The 21,812-nt window shown below is 61.7% G+C and carries 19 protein-coding genes; 2 read left to right on the top strand and 17 right to left on the bottom strand.

Features of this window, described 5'->3' with window-relative positions:
• Window positions 1–19 precede the first annotated feature (19 nt).
• The 7 genes from lpdA to sdhC all read right to left on the bottom strand — a co-directional run bounded on the left by lpdA (window position 20) and on the right by sdhC (window position 9,131).
• Window positions 20–1,456, bottom strand: a complete 1,437-nt coding sequence (gene lpdA, locus CAY82_RS03225; protein ID WP_013973439.1) for a dihydrolipoyl dehydrogenase — start codon at window positions 1,454–1,456, stop codon at window positions 20–22.
• Between the two features lie 93 nt (window positions 1,457–1,549).
• Complete coding sequence (odhB, locus tag CAY82_RS03220; protein ID WP_087499914.1) at window positions 1,550–2,770, bottom strand: 2-oxoglutarate dehydrogenase complex dihydrolipoyllysine-residue succinyltransferase; 1,221 nt, start codon at window positions 2,768–2,770, stop codon at window positions 1,550–1,552.
• Between the two features lie 42 nt (window positions 2,771–2,812).
• Window positions 2,813–5,644: a 2-oxoglutarate dehydrogenase E1 component gene (locus tag CAY82_RS03215; RefSeq protein WP_087499913.1), complete on the bottom strand. Its 2,832-nt coding sequence runs from the start codon at window positions 5,642–5,644 to the stop codon at window positions 2,813–2,815.
• Window positions 5,645–5,890: 246 nt separating this feature from the next.
• Window positions 5,891–6,595 (bottom strand): succinate dehydrogenase iron-sulfur subunit, encoded by a 705-nt coding sequence (locus CAY82_RS03210; protein WP_011534752.1) that lies wholly within the window; start codon window positions 6,593–6,595, stop codon window positions 5,891–5,893.
• Between the two features lie 11 nt (window positions 6,596–6,606).
• Complete coding sequence (sdhA, locus tag CAY82_RS03205) at window positions 6,607–8,379, bottom strand: succinate dehydrogenase flavoprotein subunit (protein ID WP_087499912.1); 1,773 nt, start codon at window positions 8,377–8,379, stop codon at window positions 6,607–6,609.
• 3 nt (window positions 8,380–8,382) lie between these two features.
• Window positions 8,383–8,751 (bottom strand): succinate dehydrogenase, hydrophobic membrane anchor protein, encoded by a 369-nt coding sequence (gene sdhD / locus CAY82_RS03200; RefSeq protein WP_003254214.1) that lies wholly within the window; start codon window positions 8,749–8,751, stop codon window positions 8,383–8,385.
• On the bottom strand, window positions 8,745–9,131 hold the full coding sequence (gene sdhC / locus CAY82_RS03195) for a succinate dehydrogenase, cytochrome b556 subunit (protein WP_012315350.1): 387 nt from the start codon (window positions 9,129–9,131) through the stop codon (window positions 8,745–8,747). The genes sdhD and sdhC overlap by 7 nt, the downstream gene beginning before the upstream one ends.
• Before the next feature lie 352 nt (window positions 9,132–9,483).
• Between sdhC and gltA the strand changes: the two genes are divergently transcribed.
• Window positions 9,484–10,773, top strand: coding sequence for a citrate synthase (gene gltA, locus CAY82_RS03190; RefSeq protein WP_085625400.1), 1,290 nt, complete (start codon window positions 9,484–9,486; stop codon window positions 10,771–10,773).
• A 237-nt stretch (window positions 10,774–11,010) separates the two neighbouring features.
• On the opposite strand, the gene CAY82_RS03180 is transcribed toward gltA, so the two are convergent.
• The 9 genes from CAY82_RS03180 to CAY82_RS03140 all read right to left on the bottom strand — a co-directional run bounded on the left by CAY82_RS03180 (window position 11,011) and on the right by CAY82_RS03140 (window position 18,095).
• On the bottom strand, window positions 11,011–11,616 hold the full coding sequence (locus CAY82_RS03180; protein WP_087499910.1) for an START domain-containing protein: 606 nt from the start codon (window positions 11,614–11,616) through the stop codon (window positions 11,011–11,013).
• A gap of 33 nt (window positions 11,617–11,649) precedes the next feature.
• A complete protein-coding gene (locus CAY82_RS03175) occupies window positions 11,650–11,904 on the bottom strand; it encodes a YkgJ family cysteine cluster protein (protein WP_025339973.1) in 255 nt (84 codons plus the stop codon).
• Window positions 11,905–12,034: 130 nt separating this feature from the next.
• On the bottom strand, window positions 12,035–12,526 hold the full coding sequence (locus CAY82_RS03170; RefSeq protein WP_087499909.1) for a hypothetical protein: 492 nt from the start codon (window positions 12,524–12,526) through the stop codon (window positions 12,035–12,037).
• Window positions 12,527–12,589: 63 nt separating this feature from the next.
• Window positions 12,590–14,032, bottom strand: coding sequence for a PLP-dependent aminotransferase family protein (locus tag CAY82_RS03165; RefSeq protein ID WP_087499908.1), 1,443 nt, complete (start codon window positions 14,030–14,032; stop codon window positions 12,590–12,592).
• A gap of 310 nt (window positions 14,033–14,342) precedes the next feature.
• On the bottom strand, window positions 14,343–15,155 hold the full coding sequence (locus CAY82_RS03160) for an OmpA family protein (RefSeq protein WP_087499907.1): 813 nt from the start codon (window positions 15,153–15,155) through the stop codon (window positions 14,343–14,345).
• Window positions 15,152–15,505 carry a DUF4398 domain-containing protein gene (locus CAY82_RS03155; RefSeq protein WP_087499906.1) on the bottom strand — a complete coding sequence of 118 codons (354 nt, stop codon included), beginning with the start codon at window positions 15,503–15,505 and terminating at the stop codon, window positions 15,152–15,154. The genes CAY82_RS03160 and CAY82_RS03155 overlap by 4 nt, the downstream gene beginning before the upstream one ends.
• 9 nt (window positions 15,506–15,514) lie before the next feature.
• Window positions 15,515–16,336: an ABC transporter substrate-binding protein gene (locus CAY82_RS03150; RefSeq protein WP_087499905.1), complete on the bottom strand. Its 822-nt coding sequence runs from the start codon at window positions 16,334–16,336 to the stop codon at window positions 15,515–15,517.
• Window positions 16,337–16,415: 79 nt separating this feature from the next.
• Window positions 16,416–17,345 carry an electron transfer flavoprotein subunit alpha/FixB family protein gene (locus CAY82_RS03145; RefSeq protein WP_013973453.1) on the bottom strand — a complete coding sequence of 310 codons (930 nt, stop codon included), beginning with the start codon at window positions 17,343–17,345 and terminating at the stop codon, window positions 16,416–16,418.
• The gene (locus tag CAY82_RS03140; RefSeq protein WP_015271101.1) at window positions 17,346–18,095 is read right to left on the bottom strand and encodes an electron transfer flavoprotein subunit beta/FixA family protein; all 750 of its coding nucleotides are present in this window, start codon (window positions 18,093–18,095) and stop codon (window positions 17,346–17,348) included.
• 536 nt (window positions 18,096–18,631) lie between these two features.
• Here CAY82_RS03140 and CAY82_RS03135 point away from each other — a divergent pair.
• Window positions 18,632–20,314, top strand: coding sequence for an electron transfer flavoprotein-ubiquinone oxidoreductase (locus CAY82_RS03135; protein WP_087499904.1), 1,683 nt, complete (start codon window positions 18,632–18,634; stop codon window positions 20,312–20,314).
• A gap of 101 nt (window positions 20,315–20,415) precedes the next feature.
• On the opposite strand, the gene CAY82_RS03130 is transcribed toward CAY82_RS03135, so the two are convergent.
• Window positions 20,416–21,741: an MFS transporter gene (locus tag CAY82_RS03130; protein WP_087499903.1), complete on the bottom strand. Its 1,326-nt coding sequence runs from the start codon at window positions 21,739–21,741 to the stop codon at window positions 20,416–20,418.
• Window positions 21,742–21,812: the final 71 nt, after the last annotated feature.

Raw genomic sequence — 21,812 nt, 5'->3', positions numbered from 1 at the left:
CCGCCGTGGTTTCTTATAATTAACGCTTCTTACGGTTGGCCACGTGAATGGCGCCGCCATTCACTGCCAGCGCTGCTTCATGCAACGCTTCGGACAGGGTCGGATGGCTGAAGACCATCATGCCCAGGTCCTCGGCACTGGTGCCGAATTCCATTGCGATTGCGCCCTGCTGCACCAGTTCGGCAGCCGATGGGCCAATCACGTGTACACCCAGGACGCGGTCGGTCTTGGCATCGGCGATGACCTTGACGAAACCACCGGTGTCGTTGGCAGCCATCGCACGGCCGCTGGCAGCGAACGGGAAGGTGCCCACGTTAACCTCAACGCCCTCGGCCTTCAAGGCCTGTTCGGTCTTGCCGACCCACGCGATTTCCGGGTGGGTGTAGATGACCGACGGGATCAGGTCGTAGTTCATCTGGGCCTTGTGGCCCTTGATGCGCTCGACCACCATGATGCCCTCTTCCGAGGCCTTGTGGGCCAGCATCATGCCGCGTACCACGTCACCGATGGCGTATACGCCAGGTACGCTGGTAGCGCAGTAGTCATCGACGAAGATGTAGCCACGCTCGTCGATGGTCACGCCGCTGTCGGCAGCCAGCAGGTCCGTGGTCACCGGGCGACGGCCGACCGCGACGATCAGCTTGTCGAAGGTGATCTTCTGCTCGCCGTTGGCGTCGGTGTAGGTCACTTCAACTTCGTTGCCGTTGACTTTCGAGCCGGTGACGCGCGCGCCCAGCTTGATGTCCAGGCCTTGCTTGGTCAGGGTCTTCTGGGCTTCTTTCGACACGGCGGTGTCGGCAGCCATCAGGAAGGTGTCCAGGGCTTCCAGGACAGTGACTTCAGCACCCAGGCGAGCCCATACAGAGCCCAGCTCCAGGCCGATCACGCCAGCACCGATAACGCCCAGGCGCTTCGGCACGGCCTGGAATTCCAGGGCGCCGGTGGAGTCGACGATAACATTCTGGTCGACCGGCGCCGGAGGGATGTCGATCGGGCGCGAGCCGGAAGCCAGGATCACGTTCTCGGCTTCGATGACTTCGGTGGTGCCGTCAGCCTTGGTGACTTCGACTTTCTTGCCAGCCAGCAGTTTGCCGTGGCCCTGAATCGAAGTAACGCCGTTGGCCTTGAACAGGGTGGCAACGCCACCGGTCAGGTTCTTGACGATGCCAGCCTTGCGGCCAACCATCGCGGCGACGTCCATCTTCACTTCGCCAGTGGAGATACCGTGGACGTTGAAGCTCTCTTTGGCTTCCTTGTACTTCCAGGAGCTGTCCAGCAGCGCCTTGGAAGGAATGCAACCTACGTTCAGGCAGGTGCCGCCCAGGGCCAGCTTGCCCTCGGCGTCGGTGTACTTCTCGATACAGGCAGTCTTCAGACCAAGTTGTGCGGCCTTGATGGCAGCCACATAGCCGCCAGGACCTGCACCAATCACCACTACGTCGAATTTCTGGGTCATAAAAGATTCCTTATCAGCTACAAGCTACAAGCCGCGAACCGCGCGGCATGGCTTCCTGAGGAGCCAGGGCCGGCACGGTACGCAGCCAGAGGGTTAGATGTCCAGCAGCAGGCGAGACGGATCTTCCAGCAGGTTCTTGATGGTGACCAGGAAGGTTACCGCTTCCTTGCCGTCGATCAGGCGGTGATCGTACGACAGCGCCAGGTACATCATCGGGCGAATCACCACCTGGCCATTGATGGCCATCGGGCGCTGGATGATGTTGTGCATACCCAGAATCGCGGCCTGCGGCGGGTTGACGATCGGGGTCGACATCATCGAACCGAAGGTACCACCGTTGGTGATGGTGAAGGTGCCGCCAGTCATCTCTTCGATGGCCAGCTTGCCGTCACGGGCCTTCTTGCCGAAGGTGGCGATGCCGTTCTCGATTTCCGCCAGGCTCATCGACTCGGCGTTACGCAGTACCGGTACCACCAGGCCACGGTCGCTGGACACCGCAACACCGACGTCGGCGTAGCCGTGGTAAACGATGTCGTTGCCATCGATCGAGGCGTTGACAGCCGGGAAGCGCTTCAGGGCTTCGGTGGCAGCCTTGACGAAGAACGACATGAAGCCCAGGCGCACGCCATTGTGGGTCTTCTCGAACAGGTCCTTGTACTTCGAACGCAGGGCCATGACTTCGGTCATGTCGACTTCGTTGAAGGTGGTCAGCATGGCCATGCTCGACTGGGCTTCGACCAGACGCTCGGCGATCTTGGCGCGCAGGCGGGTCATCGGCACACGCTTCTCGGTGCGGTCGCCAGCAGCGACGACAACCGGGGCGGCAGCGGCGGCAGGCTTGGCAGCCGCAGCAGGTGCCGACTTCTTGTTGGCGACGGCAGCGACGACGTCTTCCTTGGTGATGCGACCACCTTTACCGGTGCCGGCAACGCTGGCCAGGTCGATGCCGTTCTCTTCGGCCAGCTTGCGCGCGGCCGGGGCGGCAACCGGGTCGTCTTCGCCAGCGTCGGCAGCAGCGGCAGCCGGAGCAGCAGCGGCAGCGGCCGGAGCGGCAGCTGGCGCAGCGGCGGCAGCACCGCCTTCAACGATCGAGCCCAGTACTTCGTCGGACAGAACGGTGTCGCCCTCGCCCTTGACGATGGCACCCAGTACGCCGTCGGCGGTGGCCAGCACTTCCAGGACGACCTTGTCGGTCTCGATGTCGACGATCAGCTCGTCACGCTTGACGGCATCGCCCGGCTGTTTGTGCCAGGTGGCAACGGTGCCATCGGCAACCGATTCCGGGAAGGTTGGGGCTTTGATCTCGATAGCCATTATCAGTGTTTCCTTAAATTCGGTTTCAGGTGCGCGAAGGCGTTAGACAGTGAACGCGTCTTGCAGCAGTTTTTCCTGCTGTTCGGCGTGCATCGAGGCGTAACCACAAGCAGGCGCGGCAGATGCGTCGCGACCGGCGTATTCCAGGACCAGTGCCTTGTTGTGGCGGCCCAGGATACGGCGCATGTGGTGCTGGCTGCTGTACCAGGCACCCTGGTTCATCGGCTCTTCCTGACACCAGACCGCATGCTTGAGGTTGGTGTACGGCGCCAGGATTTCCACCAGGTCGTCCTCAGGGAACGGATACAGCTGCTCGATACGCACGATGGCGATGTCTTCGCGGCCTTCGGCACGGCGTTTTTCCAGCAGGTCGTAGTAAACCTTGCCGCCGCACAGGACCAGGCGTTCGACCTTGGCCGGATCGAGGCTGTCGATTTCCGGGATCACGGTCTGGAACGAGCCTTCTGCCAGGTCTTCCAGGGTCGAGATGGCCAGCTTGTGGCGCAGCAGCGACTTCGGCGTCAGGACGATCAGCGGCTTGCGCAGCGGACGGATGACCTGACGACGCAGCAGGTGGTAGATCTGGGCCGGGGTGGTCGGTACGCACACCTGGATGTTGTGCTCGGCGCACAGCTGCAGGTAACGCTCCAGGCGCGCGGAGGAGTGCTCCGGGCCCTGCCCTTCATAACCGTGTGGCAGCAGCATGGTCAGACCGCACAGGCGGCCCCACTTGTGCTCGCCGCTGGTGATGAACTGGTCGATCACCACTTGCGCACCGTTGGCGAAGTCGCCGAACTGGGCTTCCCAGATCACCAGCGCGTTCGGCGTGGTGGTCGAGTAACCGTATTCGAAGGCCAGTACCGCTTCTTCCGACAGGAAGGAGTCGTACAGCTCGAAGCTCGGCTGACCCGGGAACAGGTTCTTCAGTGGTACGTAGGTGCTGGCGTCCTTCTGGTTGTGCAGCACCGCGTGACGGTGCGAGAAGGTGCCACGGCCGATGTCCTGGCCGGTCATGCGGATCGGGTGACCTTCGAACTGCAGCGTGGCGTAAGCCATGGTCTCTGCATAACCCCAGTTGATCGGCAAGCCACCGGCCTGCATCTTCTGGCGGTCTTCGTAGATCTTGGCGACCTGACGCTGAACGACAAAGCCTTCCGGCAGTTCCAGCAGCTTGGCCGACAGTTCCTGCAGGGTCTTGAGGTCGAAGCGGGTGTCGTGACGCGCAGTCCAGGCATGGCCCAGATACGGACGCCAGTCGACGAACAGCTCGCGGTTCGGCTCCTTGACCAGGCTCTTCACCACGTGCAGGCCGTTGTCCAGCGCGTTGCGGTACTCGTCGATCTTGGCCTGGGCGCGCTCGGCATCGATGCGGCCGGCCTGGATCAGTGCCTCAGCGTACAATTCACGAGTCGTGCGCTGCTTGCTGATCTGCTGGTACATCAAAGGCTGGGTGCCGTTCGGTTCGTCGGCCTCGTTGTGGCCGCGGCGGCGGTAGCAGACCAGGTCGATGACCACGTCACGCTTGAACTGCATGCGGTAGTCGATAGCCAGCTGGGTAACGAACAGCACGGCTTCCGGATCGTCGCCGTTCACGTGCAGGATCGGCGCCTGGATCATCTTGGCAACGTCGGTGGCGTACTCGGTGGAACGCGCGTCCAGCGGGTTGCTGATGGTGAAACCAACCTGGTTGTTGATCACGATGTGCACGGTGCCGCCGGTCTTGAAACCGCGGGTCTGCGACATCTGGAAGGTTTCCATGACCACGCCCTGGCCGGCGAATGCGGCGTCGCCGTGGATCGAAATCGGCAGCACCTTGTCGCCAACGGTGTCGTTGCGACGGTCCTGACGGGCGCGCACCGAACCCTCGACCACTGGCGAGACGATTTCCAGGTGGGACGGGTTGAACGCCATGGCCAGGTGCACTTCGCCACCCGGGGTCATCACGTTCGAGGAGAAGCCCTGGTGATACTTCACGTCACCGGAGCCCAGCTCGTTCATCTTCTTGCCTTCGAACTCGTCGAACAGCTCGCGCGGGTTCTTGCCGAAGGTGTTGACCAGAACGTTCAGACGGCCACGGTGGGCCATGCCGATCACGACTTCCTTGGTGCCGTAGGAACCGGAACGCTGGATCATCTCGTCCAGCATCGGGATCAGGCTTTCGCCGCCCTCGAGGCCGAAACGCTTGGTGCCCGGGTACTTGGTGCCCAGGTATTTCTCAAGGCCTTCACCGGCAGTCACGCGCTCGAGCAGGTGGGCCTGCACGTCAGCGGAAAACTCCGGACGGCCGCGCACGCTTTCCAGGCGCTGCTGGAACCAGCTGCGCTGCTCGGAATCGACGATGTGGGTGAACTCGGCGCCGATGGTGCGACAATATGTCTTCTGGAGCGCCTCGAAGATCTCGCGTAGGCTCGCCTCCTCTTTGCCGATGAACAGGTCGCCGGCACGGAAGGTCGTATCAAGATCGGCATTGGTCAAGCCGTAATGATTGATCGACAGGTCTACGGGCGCAGGACGCTGCCACAACCCCAACGGGTCGAGCTTGGCAGCCTGATGGCCGCGCATACGATAGGCCTGGATCAGTCGCAGAACTTCAACCTGCTTCTTCTCGTGTTCACTGCTCACGCTCCCGGCGGATACCGGTTGGGCGCGGCGCTGGTTCTTTGCCAGCAGTACGAAATGGTCGCGGATTGTCGAGTGCGATACATCGGTAGCGGTGCTGCCGTCGGCGGGCAACTTCTGGAAGTAGGTGCGCCACTCTTCTGGCACAGCGTTAGGGTCGTGCAGGTAGAGCTCATAAAGCTCTTCCACATATGCAGCGTTACCACCTGAAAGGTGGGCGCTTTCCCACATGCGCTGCATCACGCTTTCTTGCATGCTTGGTCACCCTCGGTTAGGGGACTGATCGGCGAGAGCCACAGCAAACCTGGAAAAGTCCGAATACAGCGACTGAACCACGCCACTTGGATCCTGCTGATTTTCCGGGTACCAGCCCGGAAGGCCCCTGCTGGTCTCATATCTTCATAGGTAATGAACGCAGGCTTTGTGAGCCCTTGTTCGGGTTTTACCTCGGTGCGGGCTCACCACCCGCACCGAGGCTTACTGCAGGTACAACGCTTTGTATCAGGTGCCGCTTTGCAGCAGCATGTTACGTACGTGACCGATTGCCTTGGTCGGGTTCAGACCTTTCGGGCAAACGTTGACGCAGTTCATGATCCCGCGGCAGCGGAATACGCTGAACGGGTCATCCAGGGACGCCAGGCGCTCCTGGGTCTTGGTGTCACGGCTGTCGGCCAGGAAGCGATAGGCCTGCAGCAGTGCGGCGGGGCCCAGGAACTTGTCCGGGTTCCACCAGAACGACGGGCAGGAAGTCGAGCAGCAAGCGCACAGAATGCACTCGTACAGGCCGTCCAGCTTGTCGCGGTCTTCCGGCGACTGCAGGCGCTCGATGGCCGGCGCCGGAGTGTCGTTCTGCAAGAACGGCTTCACCTTCTCGTACTGCTTGTAGAAGATGCTCATGTCGACGACCAGGTCACGAATGACCGGCAGACCCGGCAGCGGGCGCAGAATCAGCTTGTTGCCCTTCACCACCGCCGAGAGCGGGGTGATGCAGGCCAGGCCGTTCTTGCCGTTGATGTTCATGCCATCGGAACCGCAAACGCCTTCACGGCACGAGCGACGATAGGAGAAACCTTCGTCCTGCTCCTTGATCAGCGCCAACACGTCCAGCACCATCAGGTCCTTGCCGCCGGTATCGACCTGGAAGGTCTGCATTTTCGGCGCCGAATCGGTGTCCGGGTTGTAACGATAAACTTCGACTTGCAACATAGCGGCCACCCTTAGTAAGTCCGGACTTTTGGTTCGAAGGCTGGAACAGTCTTCGGCGCAAAGTTGACGCCACGCTTGGCGACGCGCTTCTCACCCGGGTAGTACAGGGTGTGGCACAGCCAGTTTTCGTCATCACGGTCTTCGTAGTCTTCACGGGCGTGAGCACCACGGGACTCTTTACGGGCTTCTGCCGCGATGGCGGTAGCTTCGGCGACTTCCAGCAGGTTCTGCAGCTCCAGCGCTTCGATACGCGCGGTGTTGAAGGCCTTGGACTTGTCGTTGATCTTGACGTTGGCGATACGGTCACGCAGACCGGCCAGCTGCTCGATACCCTTCTGCATGTATTCGCCAGTACGGAATACACCGAAGTAGTTCTGCATGCAGCTCTGCAGCTCGCGCTTCAGGCTGGCAACGTCTTCACCGGTGGTGCGCTCGTTCAGCTTGTTCAGGCGGTTCAGGGCAACATCGACGTCGGTGTCGCTGGCGTCGCGGTATTCCACGCCTTCGGTCAGCGCCTTCTCCAGGTGCAGGCCGGCAGCACGGCCGAAGACCACCAGGTCGAGCAGCGAGTTACCGCCCAGGCGGTTGGCACCGTGAACCGATACGCACGCTACTTCACCTACGGCGAACAGGCCAGGGATGATCTGGTCGTTGCCGTCGGCGTCCATGGTGATGGCCTGACCATGAATATTGGTGGCAACACCACCCATCATGTAGTGGCAGGTCGGGATGACCGGTACCGGCGCGACGACAGGGTCGACGTGGGCGAAGGTCTTGGACAGTTCGCAGATACCTGGCAGGCGGCTGTGCAGCACTTCCTCGCCCAGGTGGTCCAGCTTCAGCAGTACGTGGTCCTTGTTCGGGCCCACGCCGTTGCCGGCGATGATTTCCTTGACCATGGAACGGGCGACCACGTCGCGGCCGGCCAGGTCTTTCGCGTTCGGCGCGTAACGCTCCATGAAGCGCTCGCCGTGGGCGTTGATCAGGTAGCCACCCTCACCGCGGCAACCCTCGGTGACCAGTACACCGGCGCCGGCGATGCCGGTCGGGTGGAACTGCCACATTTCGATGTCCTGCACCGGCACGCCGGCACGCAGGGCCATGCCCACGCCGTCACCGGTGTTGATCAGGGCGTTGGTGGTGGAGGCGTAGATACGGCCGGCACCGCCAGTGGCCAGCACGGTGGCCTTGGACTTGATGTACAGGGTTTCGCCGGTTTCGATGCAAATCGCGATCACACCAACGAATGCGCCGTCCTGGTTCTTTACCAGGTCAACTGCGTAGTACTCGTTGAGGAATGTGGTGCCGGCTTTCAGGTTGCCCTGGTACAGGGTGTGCAGCAGCGCGTGACCGGTACGGTCGGAAGCGGCGCAAGTACGGGCAGCCTGGCCACCCTTGCCGAAGTCCTTGGACTGGCCACCGAACGGACGCTGATAGATACGACCGGTTTCGGTACGCGAGAACGGCAGGCCCATGTGGTCCAGCTCGAAGACCGCAGCCGGGCCTTCCTGACACATGTATTCGATAGCGTCCTGGTCACCGATGTAGTCGGAACCCTTGACGGTATCGTACATGTGCCAGCGCCAGTCGTCGTTCGGGTCGGCCGAAGCGATGGCGCAGGTGATGCCGCCCTGGGCGGATACAGTGTGCGAACGGGTCGGGAAGACCTTGGTGACCACGGCAGTCTTGTGACCGCCTTGAGCCAGCTGCAGCGCAGCGCGCATGCCGGCACCGCCGCCACCGATGATGATGGCGTCGAAGGAAATGGTTGGAATGCTAGCCATGGATCAGATACCCCAGAGAATCTGCACACCCCAGACGAAGTAAGCGAACATCGCAACGCCGCATACCGCCTGGAACAGGAAACGAATCGCAGTTGCCGACTTGCCGAACGACATAGGCGTCAGGTAGTCGGTCGCAATGGTCCACATGCCAACCCAGGCGTGAGCGCCCAGGGCAACGAGGGCCAGCAGACTGAAGATCCGCATCGCGTTGTTGGAGAACAGACCATGCCACTGGGTGTAGTCGATGCCTGGGTGGGCGACCACGTAGCCGATCAGGAAGAGGAAGTAAGCCGCGAGAACGACCGCAGAAACGCGCTGCGCCATCCAGTCATAGAGGCCCGAACGCGACAGGTTCGTGACATTGGTTACCATACCCAAACTCCCACCAGAACGATCAGCACCACGGAGATGACGATCACGATTTTCGAGCCCAGCTTGCCGCCTTCCAGCGTCTCACCGATACCCATGTCCATGATCAGGTGACGTACACCTGCCACGAGGTGATAAAGCAGGGCGGACAGCAGGCCCCAGGTCACGAATTTGGCCAGCGGGCTGGTCAGACACGCCTTCACCTCACCGAAGCCTTCCTCGGAACCCAGCGACTTGCCCAGTGCATAAAGCATGATGGCAAGGCCGAGGAACAGGATGACGCCGGAGATACGATGCAGGATGGACGTGTACGCAGTGACGGGGAGCTTGATGGTCCTTAGGTCTAGGTTTACAGGTCGTTGGCTTTTCACGGCTTTTTTCACACTGAAGAGCCCCTAGCGAATCAGGGCAAAGTTGTTGGTAAGTGTACTGGTCAGGTACCCACCACCCAGGGAACGGCGACCCCCAGCAGTTCGGGCTTGCAAGCCCCTGGCGGTCGGGTTGCGAGTATAGACAGTTAGGCTGCTTATGACAACGTGACGGGGTAGCCCAAATAGCGCATTGCCTTTAACCGACAAAAGGCGTAAATGGGCGAGAATTTCGCGAAAAATCAGGCCTCAATGCCTGTTTCAACAAGCCTTTAGGCAAATTGACATCTGAATTTATCCCTCTATAGTGGTGCGGGCCCTGCGTGGGGGGTCTGTCTGATGATTTCAAGCATTAATAGGAGGCCACATGGCTGACAAAAAAGCGCAGTTGGTCATCGAGGGCGCTGCCCCCGTCGAGCTGCCCATTTTAACCGGCACCGTTGGTCCTGATGTAATCGACGTCCGCGGGTTGGGGGCCACTGGTCACTTCACCTTCGACCCTGGTTTCATGGCGACCGCCTCGTGCGAGTCGAAGATCACCTACATTGACGGCGACCAAGGTATCCTGCTGCACCGCGGCTACCCGATCGAGCAGCTCGCCGAAAAATCCGACTACCTCGAAACCTGCTACCTGCTGCTCAACGGCGAACTGCCGAATGCCGAGCAGAAGGCCCAGTTCGTCAGCACCGTAAAGAACCACACCATGGTTCACGAGCAGCTGAAGTCCTTCTTCAACGGCTTCCGCCGCGATGCCCACCCGATGGCGGTGATGTGCGGCGTGGTCGGCGCCCTGTCGGCGTTCTATCACGACTCCCTGGACATCAATAACCCGCAACACCGCGAAATTTCCGCGGTGCGCCTGGTCGCCAAGATGCCGACCCTGGCCGCGATGGTCTACAAGTACTCCATGGGCCAGCCGATGATGTACCCGCGCAACGACCTGTCGTACGCGGAAAACTTCCTGCACATGATGTTCAACACCCCCTGCGAGATCAAACCGATCAGCCCGGTGCTGGCCAAGGCGATGGATCGGATCTTCATCCTCCACGCCGACCACGAGCAGAACGCCTCCACCTCTACCGTTCGCCTGGCCGGCTCGTCGGGTGCCAACCCGTTCGCCTGTATCGCCGCCGGCATCGCCGCACTGTGGGGCCCGGCCCATGGCGGTGCGAACGAAGCGGTACTGACCATGCTCGATGAAATCGGCGATGTTTCGAACATCGACAAGTTCATCGCCAAGGCCAAGGACAAGAACGACCCATTCAAGCTCATGGGCTTCGGTCACCGCGTGTACAAGAACCGCGACCCGCGCGCCACCGTGATGAAGCAGACCTGCGACGAAGTCCTGCGCGAACTGGGCATCAAGAACGACCCGCAGCTGGAACTGGCCATGCGCCTGGAAGAGATCGCCCTGACCGATCCGTACTTCATCGAGCGCTCGCTGTACCCGAACGTCGACTTCTACTCGGGGATCATCCTCAAGGCCATCGGCATTCCGACCAGCATGTTCACCGTGATCTTCGCCCTGGCACGTACCGTGGGCTGGATTTCGCACTGGAAAGAAATGCTCTCCAGCCCGTACAAGATCGGCCGCCCGCGCCAGCTGTACACCGGCGAGCAGAAGCGCGACATCGTTGCGCTGCAAGACCGCAAGTAAGCTTCAATTGCCGAACGCAAAAAGGCTGCCCTCGGGCAGCCTTTTTTATTTCTGCTCGACGCGATGCGGTTTTGTGGGAGCGGCCTTGTGTCGCGAAAGGGGCGCGGAGCGGCTCCGGGATCTTAGGCTTACCGCAATATTGCCGGGGCTGCTGCGCAGCCCTTTCGCGACACAAGGCCGCTCCCACAAGAAGCAGCCCCCACCAGGGCCGCCACCCCACAAAGCCGACACAATGCCTCAGTTTTTCTCAGCCCGCTCACGCAGCGCTTTCAGGGTATTGAACGGCGCATCCACCACGAACTTGTTGGCCACCATCGCCGGCACGCTACCACCCGGCTCGGTGTGTACCTGATAGGTCACTTCCGTGCTGTCGCCCTTGGGCACCAGCTTCCAGAAGCCTTCGACCTTCGCCACCCGCACGAAACCCTTCTCTTCCGGGATGTAGGTCGGCTCTTCCTTCAGGTTGCGCACCAGGCTGCCATCAGCCTGCTTCACAGTGGTCACATGCAACACCGAGTCCCGCGGCGTCACCGGCCATGGCGTATTGAACTGGGTGTAGGTCCAGCTCTGGTCACCTTCATGCTTGAGCAACTTCTGCGACTTGCACTCATGAATCCATTTGCAGGCACCTACCACGTCTTCCTGCAACGCCTGCACCTTGGCCAACGGCGCCTTGATCACGGTGACGCCTTGATAGGCCTTGTACTTGGAACCGGCCACTTCGCTGAGGGAAACCTTGATCCCCTCTTCATCCTTGGCCACCTGCCAGTTTTCCGCCCAGGCCGCAGGCGAAAGCAGAACACCCATGCCACACAGCAGAGCAATACGCGTGAACGATCTCATCATGTTTATCCTTGTTGTCGAAGATCCAGCCTGTCACGCCGCCGTCATCTGCTCCCACCAACCGAGTATCCTGATGGCCTCATCACGGTCACTGCCACACACCTCGACATCCGCCTTGAAACCGCCACACACCGCTGGCCGCTCGGGCTTGCCGAACAGGTCGCAGAGGTTGTCGACAGTCAGGTGCAGGCAGCGCTCGCCAGCCGGCTTGCCATTGGGCATGCGCGGCATTGCAGAGGTGATGGACGGGGCGATGCAGCAGGCACCACAACCCTCACGGCAATTCATGGCTATTCACCAAAATCAGGACTCCCTGGAACAAAACGGGACGAACGTCCCTGGATAGTAACCGCTCAAACAGGCGTTTGAAATTGCTGGCACAGTAAAAACTGTCGTGACCCGGCAGTCAGTTCACTGGCTACTGGCGGTACTCGAAATCGATGGCCGCCCCTTCAACGTCGCGACGGCTGTCATTGCGCAGTTGCAGCTGCATCTCGTTGCTGATCAGCCGGCCATTGAGCTGGAACGGGCTATCATTGGCCTCTGGCTTTTCAGTGAACATGGGTGGCAGCAAAGGCTTGCGTCGCTGGATCGGCGAAAGGCTGCCCACATCCGGTTCCAGATTATCGACCATATCGGCAGGCAGGCTGAGGTCGAGCTTTGCCTTGGGCAACGGCTTGGCAACCTCCTTGCTCACTGGCTTGCGTACCGGCTTGGCCTTGCTGTTACCGGCCTTTTTTACCGCCTGCTTCTGCACTGGCCTGGCTGTCGCCTTCTGCGCCGGCTTGGCCTTCTGCACCGGCCTGGCTGCCTGCGCCTGACCTGCCGGCTGCGCAGCCTGGGCAACACCAGCCAGACTGCAGAGCGGCACAAGGCACAAGATCAGGACAAAACGGCGCAAAGCATTCATGGCAAATGGACAGGCTGGCAGGAAAAGTGCGTATGCTCCCTGTTCCGCAGGCGCGTGGCAAGCCTACAAAAGTGCGGCCGCTGGCTCCCGGCATAATTGCTGGGCCAGCAAACCGAGAGTGATCACCGCGCGCTCGGCTTCCTTGTTCCAAGGTATACCGCAATTAAGGCGAATGCAGTGGTTGAATTGCTCGGTATTACTGAAGATCAGCCCCGGCGCAATACTGATGCCCTGCTCCAGCGCGCGCACATGCAGCTCCTGGGTATTGACCCGCCCGGGCAGGCTCACCCACAGGATGAAACCGCCTGTCGGCCGGGTCATCTGGGTACCCTCGGGGAAGTGCTGCTGCACCGCCAACTGGTAGGCACTGAGGTTCTTGCGGTACTCCTGGCGGATGTAACGCAGGTGCCGGTCATAGCCACCATTCTCCAGGTAGGCCGCCACACCCATCTGCGTCACGCTGCAGGCCGAGTGGGTGGTAAAGGTTTGCAGGCGCTGGATTTCGTCCTGATAGCGCCCGGCGATCATCCAGCCAACACGCACACCGGGGGACAAGGTCTTGGAAAAACTCGAGCAATAGATCACCCGGTCCAGCCGGTCGAATGCCTTAAGCGCCTTGGTCTTGCCCTGCTCGAACATCAGCTCGCCATAAATATCATCCTCGACGATCTGGATATCGAAGTCCGACGCCAGGCGTAGCAATTGCTTCTGCCGCTCTTCCGGGACAGTGCCACCCAGCGGGTTGCTAAGGCGCGCGGTCAGGACCAGGGCCTTGATCGACCACTGGTTGGCCGCCAGCTGCAAGGCCTCGAGGCTGATACCGGTGGACGGGTCGCTGGGGATCTCGATCACCTTCAGGCCCAGCAGATCGGCCAGTTGCAACAGCCCGTAATAGGCAGGCGATTCGGCGGCGATCAAGTCGCCGGGACGGGTCAGCACGCGCAGCGACATCTGCAGCGCATCGACGCAGCCATGGGTCACGATCACTTCACGCGGGTCGACCAGCACCCCGGCATCACGCATGCGAATGGCGATTTGCCGGCGCAGCGGCTCGAAACCGGGGCTGAACATATAGCTGAAGGCGCGCGGGCTGTGAAAGCGCGTCACCTTGGCAATCTGCTGGTGCAGGGCACGGACCGGCAGGTAGTCGACGTGCGGCACCGCGGCACCGAACGGGAACACGCCATCACGGCGCGCCTCGGTCAGTACCTGCTGGATGATACTGGCACGGGTGACCAGGCCGGGGCGCTCCACCCGGGCGATGTCCGGGGTCTGCGCGGTCAAGGCCGGGGTCTGGTGCACGTAGTAGCCGGACTGCGGTCGCGCACGGATCAGCCCCTGATCCTCGAGATTGGCATAGGCCTGCAGCACCGTAGCATGGCTGACATTGAGCTGGGCGCTCATCTTGCGCACGGAGGGTACCCGCTCGCCTGGCTGGTAGACACCGCGACGGATGTCATCGGCCAGTTGCTGGGCGATACGCTGATAAAGCAGCAGGTTGGTCATGGCTGGCTCTCGACACGCGGACGGGCTCGTTATTCTTGTGTAGCTCACTGACGGTAGAGGATACCGTAACAGTTGCAAAGTGTACTGGGACAGATCGCAGGATAGTCAACAATACAGTTGCGTGACAGCTATAGAAACGATCAAGCCCGACTAGCCCGACGAAAAGCCGGGGGCGCTTTGCGCCCCTTTCGCGACACAAGGCCGCTCCTACAGGTACTGCGCATACCTTGAAGTTAACACTGTACCTGTGGGAGCGGCTTTAGCCGCGAACACCGGCAAAGCCGGTGCCATCCACCGCGCCGCCAAGCGGTCAGCGTGCTGGCGCCAGCTTGCCCTTGTCATCGGAGAACACGATCTCGACGCGGCGGTTCTGCGCCCTGCCCCGCTCCGAGGCATTGGCCTCGATAGGGTACTGGTCGCCATACCCCTCGACCTGCAGGCGCTTCTCTTCGATACCCAGGTCCACCAGCATGTCGGCCACCGCTTGCGCCCGATCACGGGACAGCTTCAGGTTGTCCTCCGTCAGGCCGGTGCTGTCGGTATAGCCCTCGATCCGCACCACCCGGCGCGGGTTGAGCTGGAGGAACTGCACCAGTTTGAGCACGGTACGGCTGGCCGAGTTCTTCAGGTCGGCGCGGCCGGTGTCGAACAGCACGTCACCCAGGGTCATCACCAGACCACGATCGGCCTGCTCCGAGGCCAGGGCGGCGATCTGCGACTCGATCCACTTGCCCTGCTGCTGCACACTGGCCAACTTGGCCTCGCGCAGGGCCAACTGCAGCCGCTGGCGCTCCAGGTCGAGCTTGGCCTGGCGCTCCTGGTTCAGCGCCAGCCTGGCATGCTCGCTGGCAATCTCGCTGTAACGTTGGCTCAGATAGGCGTAATGGCGCACGTCGGCACCGGTGCCGATATAGCTGGACAGGCGCTCGGCGCGGGCCAGCGACTCGCCCGCGCGAATCACGTCACGTGGTGCGCTGCGCAGCACATTGGAATCATCCTTGACCTTCTGGAAGGCTGCGGTGGCATCATCCAGCGCTGCGCTGCTGCGCTGGCTGGCGCAACCTTGCAAACCTGCCGCCAGCGCCAGCATTGCCAGCGCGGCCAGAGGCATACGACGGATCATGGCTGCACCTCCAACTGCTTGCGCAGGCGCTTGACCCGCGACTGCAACAGTTGCACCTGCTCTTCACTCTTCTGGTTCAGCACCTGGGCCTCGGCCAGACGTGCATCCAGCTCGGCCTGCTCGGCACGCATGCGCGCATCGCGGTAGTTTTCGGCAAGCATATTGGTCTTGGCCCGGGCCAGCTTGTCTTCGGCCAGCTTGAGCGCTTCGACCTGCTCGGTAGCACCGACGGCCCTGGCCTGCTCCAGCGCCTGTTCGGAAATGCGCATCTGCTCGTTAGGGGCCGGATCGTTGGCGCAGCCAGCCAGGCCGAGCACGGCCAGGGCAAGGATTAGTGGTTGGGTTCTCACGCAATCTTCCTAATGTTTGGGGGCGTCCGTCGGCACCTGCAGCTGCGCTTTCCAGCGCTCGACATTACGTTGCAGCACGGCCTCGGACGCACCGGAGATCGGCAATTCTGTCAGTTTTTTCGCCAATTGCCCACGCAACCAGCTGTCATTGCAGGCCGAATTGTGCGACAGGGCCAGGTACAGGCCCGGCCGATCCACCGGCAGGCCTCGGGCGATCAGGTCATTGCTCATGCCCAGGCTCTGCGCCATGGCCATGCCCGAATAGCGGCCAGCGAGCACATAATCCACCTGGCCGAGCACCAGCTTCTGGAACGCCTGGGTCAGGTTCTGTGCCGGCACCAGTTTCAGCTGCGCCTTGGCGAAGGCGGTAAAGGCCGGGGTGAGTCGCGCGCGCTCGGACAAACTGCCCTGGTACTGGGCCAGGTCAGCCGGGCCCTCGAAGGCCAGTGTCGCGTCGTGGCGCGTCCACACCAGGTATTCATTGAGCTGCAGGGGTGGGTGGATGTAGTCCAGAGCGGTCAGTTGCTCCACCTGCATGGGGGTGTCGAGCAGCAGGTCCATCCGCCCGCTACGTACTTCTTCCAGTGCCTGGTCACGACGGCCGGCGCTCAGCACCTCCACCTTCACACCCAGCTCGCCAGCCACCTGGCGCAGCAGGTCGACATTGGCGCCGACCAAGTGTTTCGGGTCGTTCGGGTCCTGCCACGAATAGGGCGGCGCATCAGGGCTACCGGTCGCCACCAGGCGTTCGCACTTGCCTGCCGCCATGGCCAGCGGCGAAACCAGCACCGCCATGCATGCCAGCACCCTGCCTGCTTTGCGCAGCACCATTCCTCACTCCTTGTACAGACCCAAAAAAAACCCGGCCCCCTGTACGAGGGCCGGGTTCTTTATAAGTGAAGCAGGCAGATCAGACCAGCTTTTCCAGCTCCGGAACCGCTTCGAACAGGTCAGCGACCAGGCCGTAGTCGGCTACCTGGAAGATCGGCGCTTCTTCGTCCTTGTTGATCGCCACGATCACCTTGGAGTCCTTCATGCCAGCCAGGTGCTGGATCGCGCCGGAGATGCCGACGGCGATGTACAGCTGTGGCGCAACGATCTTGCCGGTCTGGCCGACCTGCATGTCGTTGGGCACGAAGCCTGCGTCGACCGCGGCGCGCGAAGCACCGACAGCAGCGCCGAGCTTGTCGGCCAGGCTGTACAGGTGCTTGAAGTTGTCACCGTTGCCCATGCCACGGCCGCCGGAAACGACGATCTTGGCAGCGGTCAGCTCTGGGCGGTCGGACTTGGCCAGCTCTTCGCCAACGAAGGCCGAGATGCCAGCGTTGTGCGCAGCGCCGACGGCCTCGATGGCTGCCGAGCCACCTTCGGCGGCCACGGCGTCGAAGCCGGTGGTACGCACGGTGATGACCTTGATGGCAGCGCTCGATTGCACGGTGGCAATGGCATTACCGGCATAGATCGGGCGCTTGAAGGTGTCGGCGGACTCGACCGAGATGATCTCGGAGATCTGGTCCACGTCCAGCAGCGCGGCAACGCGCGGCAGGATGTTCTTGCCGTTGGTAGTAGCCGGGGCCAGCACGTGGCTGTAGCCCTTGGCCAACTCGACGATCAGCGGCGCAACGTTTTCCGGCAGGACGTGGGCGTAGGCAGCGTTATCGGCAACCAGCACCTTGGCCACGCCAGCGATCTTGGCAGCAGACTCGGCAACGCCGCCCACGTTCTGGCCAGCGACCAGCACGTGAACATCACCACCGATCTTGGCGGCAGCGGCAACAGTGTTCAGGGTGGCCGGGGCTACGGCACCGTTCTCGTATTCAGCGACAACCAGGATAGTCATTTAGATTACCTTCGCTTCGTTCTTCAGCTTCTCGACCAGTTCGGCCACCGATTTGACCTTGATGCCCGCGCTGCGGGCAGCCGGGGCTTCAACCTTCAGGGTCTTGTTGGTGGAGGCGAGGGAAACGCCCAGCGCGTCTGGAGTGACGGTCTCCAGCGGCTTCTTCTTGGCCTTCATGATGTTCGGCAGCGACGCGTAGCGTGGCTCGTTCAGGCGCAGGTCGGTAGTGACGATGGCCGGCAGGTTCAGTGCAACGGTCTGCAGGCCGCCGTCGATTTCTCGGGTGACGTTCAGCTTGTCGCCAGCCACTTCGACCTTGGAGGCAAAGGTGCCCTGGGCGAAGCCGGTCAGCGCAGCCAGCATCTGGCCGGTCTGGTTGTTGTCGCTGTCGATGGCCTGCTTGCCGAGGATGACCAGCTGCGGCTGCTCCTTGTCGACAACGGCTTTCAGCGCCTTGGCCACCGCCAGGGAGTTCAGTTCGTCCGCGGCTTCGACCAGGATGGCACGGTCGGCACCCAGGGCCAGGGCTGTACGCAGTTGCTCCTGGGCAGTGGCCGGGCCGACGGAAACGACGACGATCTCGCTCGCAACACCCTTTTCCTTCAGGCGTACGGCTTCTTCCACGGCGATTTCGCAGAAGGGGTTCATGGACATCTTGACGTTAGCAAGGTCGACGCCGGAGTTGTCCGCCTTGACGCGAACCTTGACGTTGTAGTCGACCACTCGTTTGACAGCTACAAGAACCTTCATGGATTCCTCGTTACTCTCCGGTGAATAGATAGTCGCCTGGGACAGAGCCCTGCGATGCGCGTGGGTACAAGGGCACCTCTAAAAACGTACCGGGAGGCGGTAAGTTCACAGTGACCGAACAGTCTTGCCCGGACTCTTGCGACAATACTCACGGGTCATTTTCTGTCGTGGCGTGTAAACTCCACTACAAACCGGCCCAAGGCCGCAAAACCCTGCTCCACACCTGGTCTTTAGAGGTGTACCTGCGCCCGGCTGCAAGCCTACGGCGAACGTAAAACCGCTCGTATCTTGACCGTAACACCCAATCCGGTCAATACGGCAAATCGGTCACCCTCCAGCCGCGTTCCTTTGATTTTACTGGCCTGCGGCAAATTCAAACAAACGTTTGTATTGGACCCGCCAAGTGGTGTAGATATAATGCGCGGCCAAGACAAAACGGTGTAGTCCGTCATTTGCCCAGCTACAGTTCCGCCGTTGCGTAGAACCGCTGCGAATGCCCCGCGCACCCATAAGACAAAGCAACAGCACGAGCCTTGATGAGTAGGAGAGAACCTGTGGAACGCGAATACATGGAATTCGACGTGGTCATCGTCGGCGCCGGCCCGGCGGGCCTGTCCGCCGCCTGCCGCCTGAAGCAGAAGGCCGCCGAAGCCGGTAGCGAAATCAGCGTCTGCGTGGTGGAAAAAGGCTCTGAAGTCGGCGCCCACATCCTCTCTGGCGCAGTGTTCGAACCCCGCGCCCTGAACGAGTTGTTCCCTGACTGGAAAGAGCTCGGCGCACCGCTGAACACCGAAGTGAAGCGCGACGACATCTACGTGCTCAAGGATGCCGGCAGCTCGACCAAGGTACCTGACCTGTTCGTGCCCAAGACCATGCACAACCAGGGCAATTACATCATCTCGCTGGGCAACCTGTGCCGCTGGCTGGCCCAGCAGGCCGAGAACCTGGGCGTGGAAATCTACCCGGGCTTCGCCGCCCAGGAAGCATTGATCGACGACAATGGCGTGGTCCGTGGCATCGTTACCGGTGACCTCGGCGTGGACCGTGAAGGCAACCCGAAGGACGGCCTGTACACGCCGGGCATGGAGCTGCGCGCCAAGTACACCTTGTTCGCCGAAGGCTGCCGTGGCCATATCGGCAAGCAGCTGATCAAACGTTTCAACCTCGACAGCGAGGCCGACGTCCAGCACTACGGTATCGGCCTGAAGGAAATCTGGGAAATCGACCCGGCCAAGCACGAGCAGGGCCTGGTGGTGCACACCGCCGGCTGGCCACTGGACGTGATGGCCAAGGACAACACCGGTGGCTCGTTCCTCTATCACCTGGAAAACAACCAGGTGGTGGTCGGCCTGATCGTCGACCTGTCCTACGCCAACCCGTACCTGTCGCCGTTCGACGAGTTCCAGCGCCTGAAGCACCACCCTGTGATCAGCCAGTACCTCGAAGGTGGCAAGCGTATCAGCTATGGAGCCCGCGCCCTGGCCAAGGGTGGTCTCAACTCGCTGCCGAAGATGGTATTCAATGGCGGCGCCCTGATCGGTTGCGACCTTGGCACCATGAACGTGGCCAAGATCAAGGGCAGCCACACCGCTATGAAGTCTGGCATGCTGGCCGCCGAAGCGGTAGCTGACGCTCTGATCGCCGGCAGCGAAGGCGGTGACCAGCTGAACGGTTACGTCAGCGCCTTCAAGGCCAGCTGGCTGTACGAAGAGCTGTTCGCCAGCCGCAACTTCGGCCCGGCCATGCACAAGTTCGGCCCGCTGCTGGGCGCTGCGTTCAACTATGTGGACCAGAACTGGTTCGGCGGCAAGCTGCCGTTCACCCTGCACGACACCAAGCCGGACTACGCCTGCCTGAAGCTGGCGGCCGAGTCACAGAAGATCGACTACCCGAAACCGGACGGCAAGCTCAGCTTCGACAAGCTCAGCTCGGTATTCCTCTCCAGTACCAACCACGAAGAGGAACAACCCTGCCACCTGAAGCTGACCGACCCGAACGTGCCGATCGCCAGCAACCTGCCGCTGTACGACGAGCCGGCCCAGCGCTACTGCCCGGCGGGCGTGTACGAAGTAGTCACCCAGGAAGACGGCAGCAAGCGCTTCCAGATCAACGCGCAGAACTGCGTGCACTGCAAGACCTGCGACATCAAGGACCCGGCCCAGAACATCACCTGGGTCACCCCTGAAGGCGCTGGCGGGCCGAACTACCCGAACATGTAAGGCCCCTGCCCTTGCTGTAACGAAAAGCCCCCGGTTCTTACGAGCCGGGGGCTTTTTGTTTTACCTGTACCAGCGACGAGGCCAGAACAGACAACAGAAAACTATTTTTCACCACACATTACCGGCATCGGCTCTGCCGCAAACGCCAATGGCTCCCGACGCCCGAAATACAAGGCCGTCAGCAACCCCACCGTGCCCATGACCAGACAAAAGCCGACACACACCCACGGGCTCCAAGGCATCAGCGCAATCAGCGCCAGCGGTGTGGTGCTGGCCCAAAGCGCGTAGGCCACGTTATAGGTGAAGGAAATGCCCGATACGCGGATCTCGGCCGGGAACAGCCCTACCATCACTGACGGCACCACACCCACCACACCGCAGGACAGGCCAGCCAGCGTATAGGCCAGCCAGGTCATGCCCCACTGCCCCACCAGGCTGGCATACAACGCGCCGATGCCCAATGGCAGCAGCAGGCTGTAGAGCATCAGCGCGCGCCAGGCGCCTACGCGGTCGACCAGCAGCCCGGCCAGCACACAGCCGATATTGAGGAAGACGATGCCCACGCTGCTCAGGGCAAAGGTGTGCCCGGCACTCATGCCGAAACGCTGCTGCATCACTGTCGGGGTGATCACCACCAGCACCACCACGGCGGACGTAAGCACACAGGTCAGCAGCGCCGCCGGGATCAACGCCCGACGGTGTTCGCCCAACACCCGCCGCAGCGGGAAGGTCACCGGCTGCTCCTGACGCGCGCGCAGGGCAAGGAACACCGGTGTTTCGCTGAGCCAACGGCGCAACCACACGCCAATTACACCAAACACCCCACCCAGCAGGAACGGGTAGCGCCAGGCGTAGTCGAGGATTTCCTGCGGGGTGAACAGCTGTGCCAGCAAAGTCGCAGTCAGCGCACCCAGCAGGTAGCCGAAGGTCAGCCCGGCCTGCAGGAAACCCAGGGCGTAGCCGCGGCGCCCGGCTGGTGCATGCTCGGCGACGAAGGTCCAGGCGCTAGGCACCTCGCCGCCAACCGCTGCGCCCTGCAGGATGCGCAAGGCCAGCAGGATCAGCGGCGCCGCATAGCCGATGTCGGCGTAGGTCGGCATCACCCCGATCAACAGGCACGGCAGGGCCATCATCAGGATGCTCAGGCTGAAGACCCGCTTGCGCCCCAGATGATCGGCGAAGTGTGCCATCAGGATGCCACCCAGTGGCCGCGCCAGGTAGCCGGTGACGAAGATCCCGAAGCTTTGCAGCAGGCGCAACCATTCGGGCATTTCGGGCGGGAAGAACAGCTGGCTGAGGGTCAGCGCAAAGAACACGAAAATGATGAAATCGTAGATTTCCAGGGCGCCGCCCAACGCCGCCAGGCCCAGGGTCCGGTGATCGCCGCGGCTGAACCGGGGCGGGCGAGCGGTATCGATGGCAGTCATGGCAGGGTCCGCAAATCGGCAAAGGGCAAGAGGATAGCAAATAGCAGCCCCCTTGCCCCGCCCGCTGCGGC

This window comes from Pseudomonas sp. SID14000, from assembly GCF_002165135.1.
Classification (GTDB): Bacteria; Pseudomonadota; Gammaproteobacteria; order Pseudomonadales; family Pseudomonadaceae; genus Aquipseudomonas.
This window is presented reverse-complemented; position numbering and strand designations above follow the sequence as displayed.

Bases quoted from the DNA above. Each gene is read 5' to 3' on its own strand.
- CAY82_RS03215 (WP_087499913.1), bottom strand. From the start codon at position 5,644: ATGCAAGAAAGCGTGATGCAGCGCATGTGGGAAAGCGCCCACCTTTCA.
- sdhD (WP_003254214.1), bottom strand. From the start codon at position 8,751: ATGGTAACCAATGTCACGAACCTGTCGCGTTCGGGCCTCTATGACTGG.
- CAY82_RS03150 (WP_087499905.1), bottom strand. From the start codon at position 16,336: ATGGTGCTGCGCAAAGCAGGCAGGGTGCTGGCATGCATGGCGGTGCTG.
- gltA (WP_085625400.1), top strand. From the start codon at position 9,484: ATGGCTGACAAAAAAGCGCAGTTGGTCATCGAGGGCGCTGCCCCCGTC.
- CAY82_RS03145 (WP_013973453.1), bottom strand. From the start codon at position 17,345: ATGACTATCCTGGTTGTCGCTGAATACGAGAACGGTGCCGTAGCCCCG.
- sdhA (WP_087499912.1), bottom strand. From the start codon at position 8,379: ATGGCTAGCATTCCAACCATTTCCTTCGACGCCATCATCATCGGTGGC.
- CAY82_RS03130 (WP_087499903.1), bottom strand. From the start codon at position 21,741: ATGACTGCCATCGATACCGCTCGCCCGCCCCGGTTCAGCCGCGGCGAT.
- CAY82_RS03170 (WP_087499909.1), bottom strand. From the start codon at position 12,526: ATGAATGCTTTGCGCCGTTTTGTCCTGATCTTGTGCCTTGTGCCGCTC.
- CAY82_RS03160 (WP_087499907.1), bottom strand. From the start codon at position 15,155: ATGATCCGTCGTATGCCTCTGGCCGCGCTGGCAATGCTGGCGCTGGCG.
- CAY82_RS03210 (WP_011534752.1), bottom strand. From the start codon at position 6,595: ATGTTGCAAGTCGAAGTTTATCGTTACAACCCGGACACCGATTCGGCG.
- lpdA (WP_013973439.1), bottom strand. From the start codon at position 1,456: ATGACCCAGAAATTCGACGTAGTGGTGATTGGTGCAGGTCCTGGCGGC.
- CAY82_RS03140 (WP_015271101.1), bottom strand. From the start codon at position 18,095: ATGAAGGTTCTTGTAGCTGTCAAACGAGTGGTCGACTACAACGTCAAG.
- odhB (WP_087499914.1), bottom strand. From the start codon at position 2,770: ATGGCTATCGAGATCAAAGCCCCAACCTTCCCGGAATCGGTTGCCGAT.
- CAY82_RS03135 (WP_087499904.1), top strand. From the start codon at position 18,632: ATGAGTAGGAGAGAACCTGTGGAACGCGAATACATGGAATTCGACGTG.
- CAY82_RS03175 (WP_025339973.1), bottom strand. From the start codon at position 11,904: ATGAATTGCCGTGAGGGTTGTGGTGCCTGCTGCATCGCCCCGTCCATC.
- CAY82_RS03180 (WP_087499910.1), bottom strand. From the start codon at position 11,616: ATGAGATCGTTCACGCGTATTGCTCTGCTGTGTGGCATGGGTGTTCTG.
- CAY82_RS03165 (WP_087499908.1), bottom strand. From the start codon at position 14,032: ATGACCAACCTGCTGCTTTATCAGCGTATCGCCCAGCAACTGGCCGAT.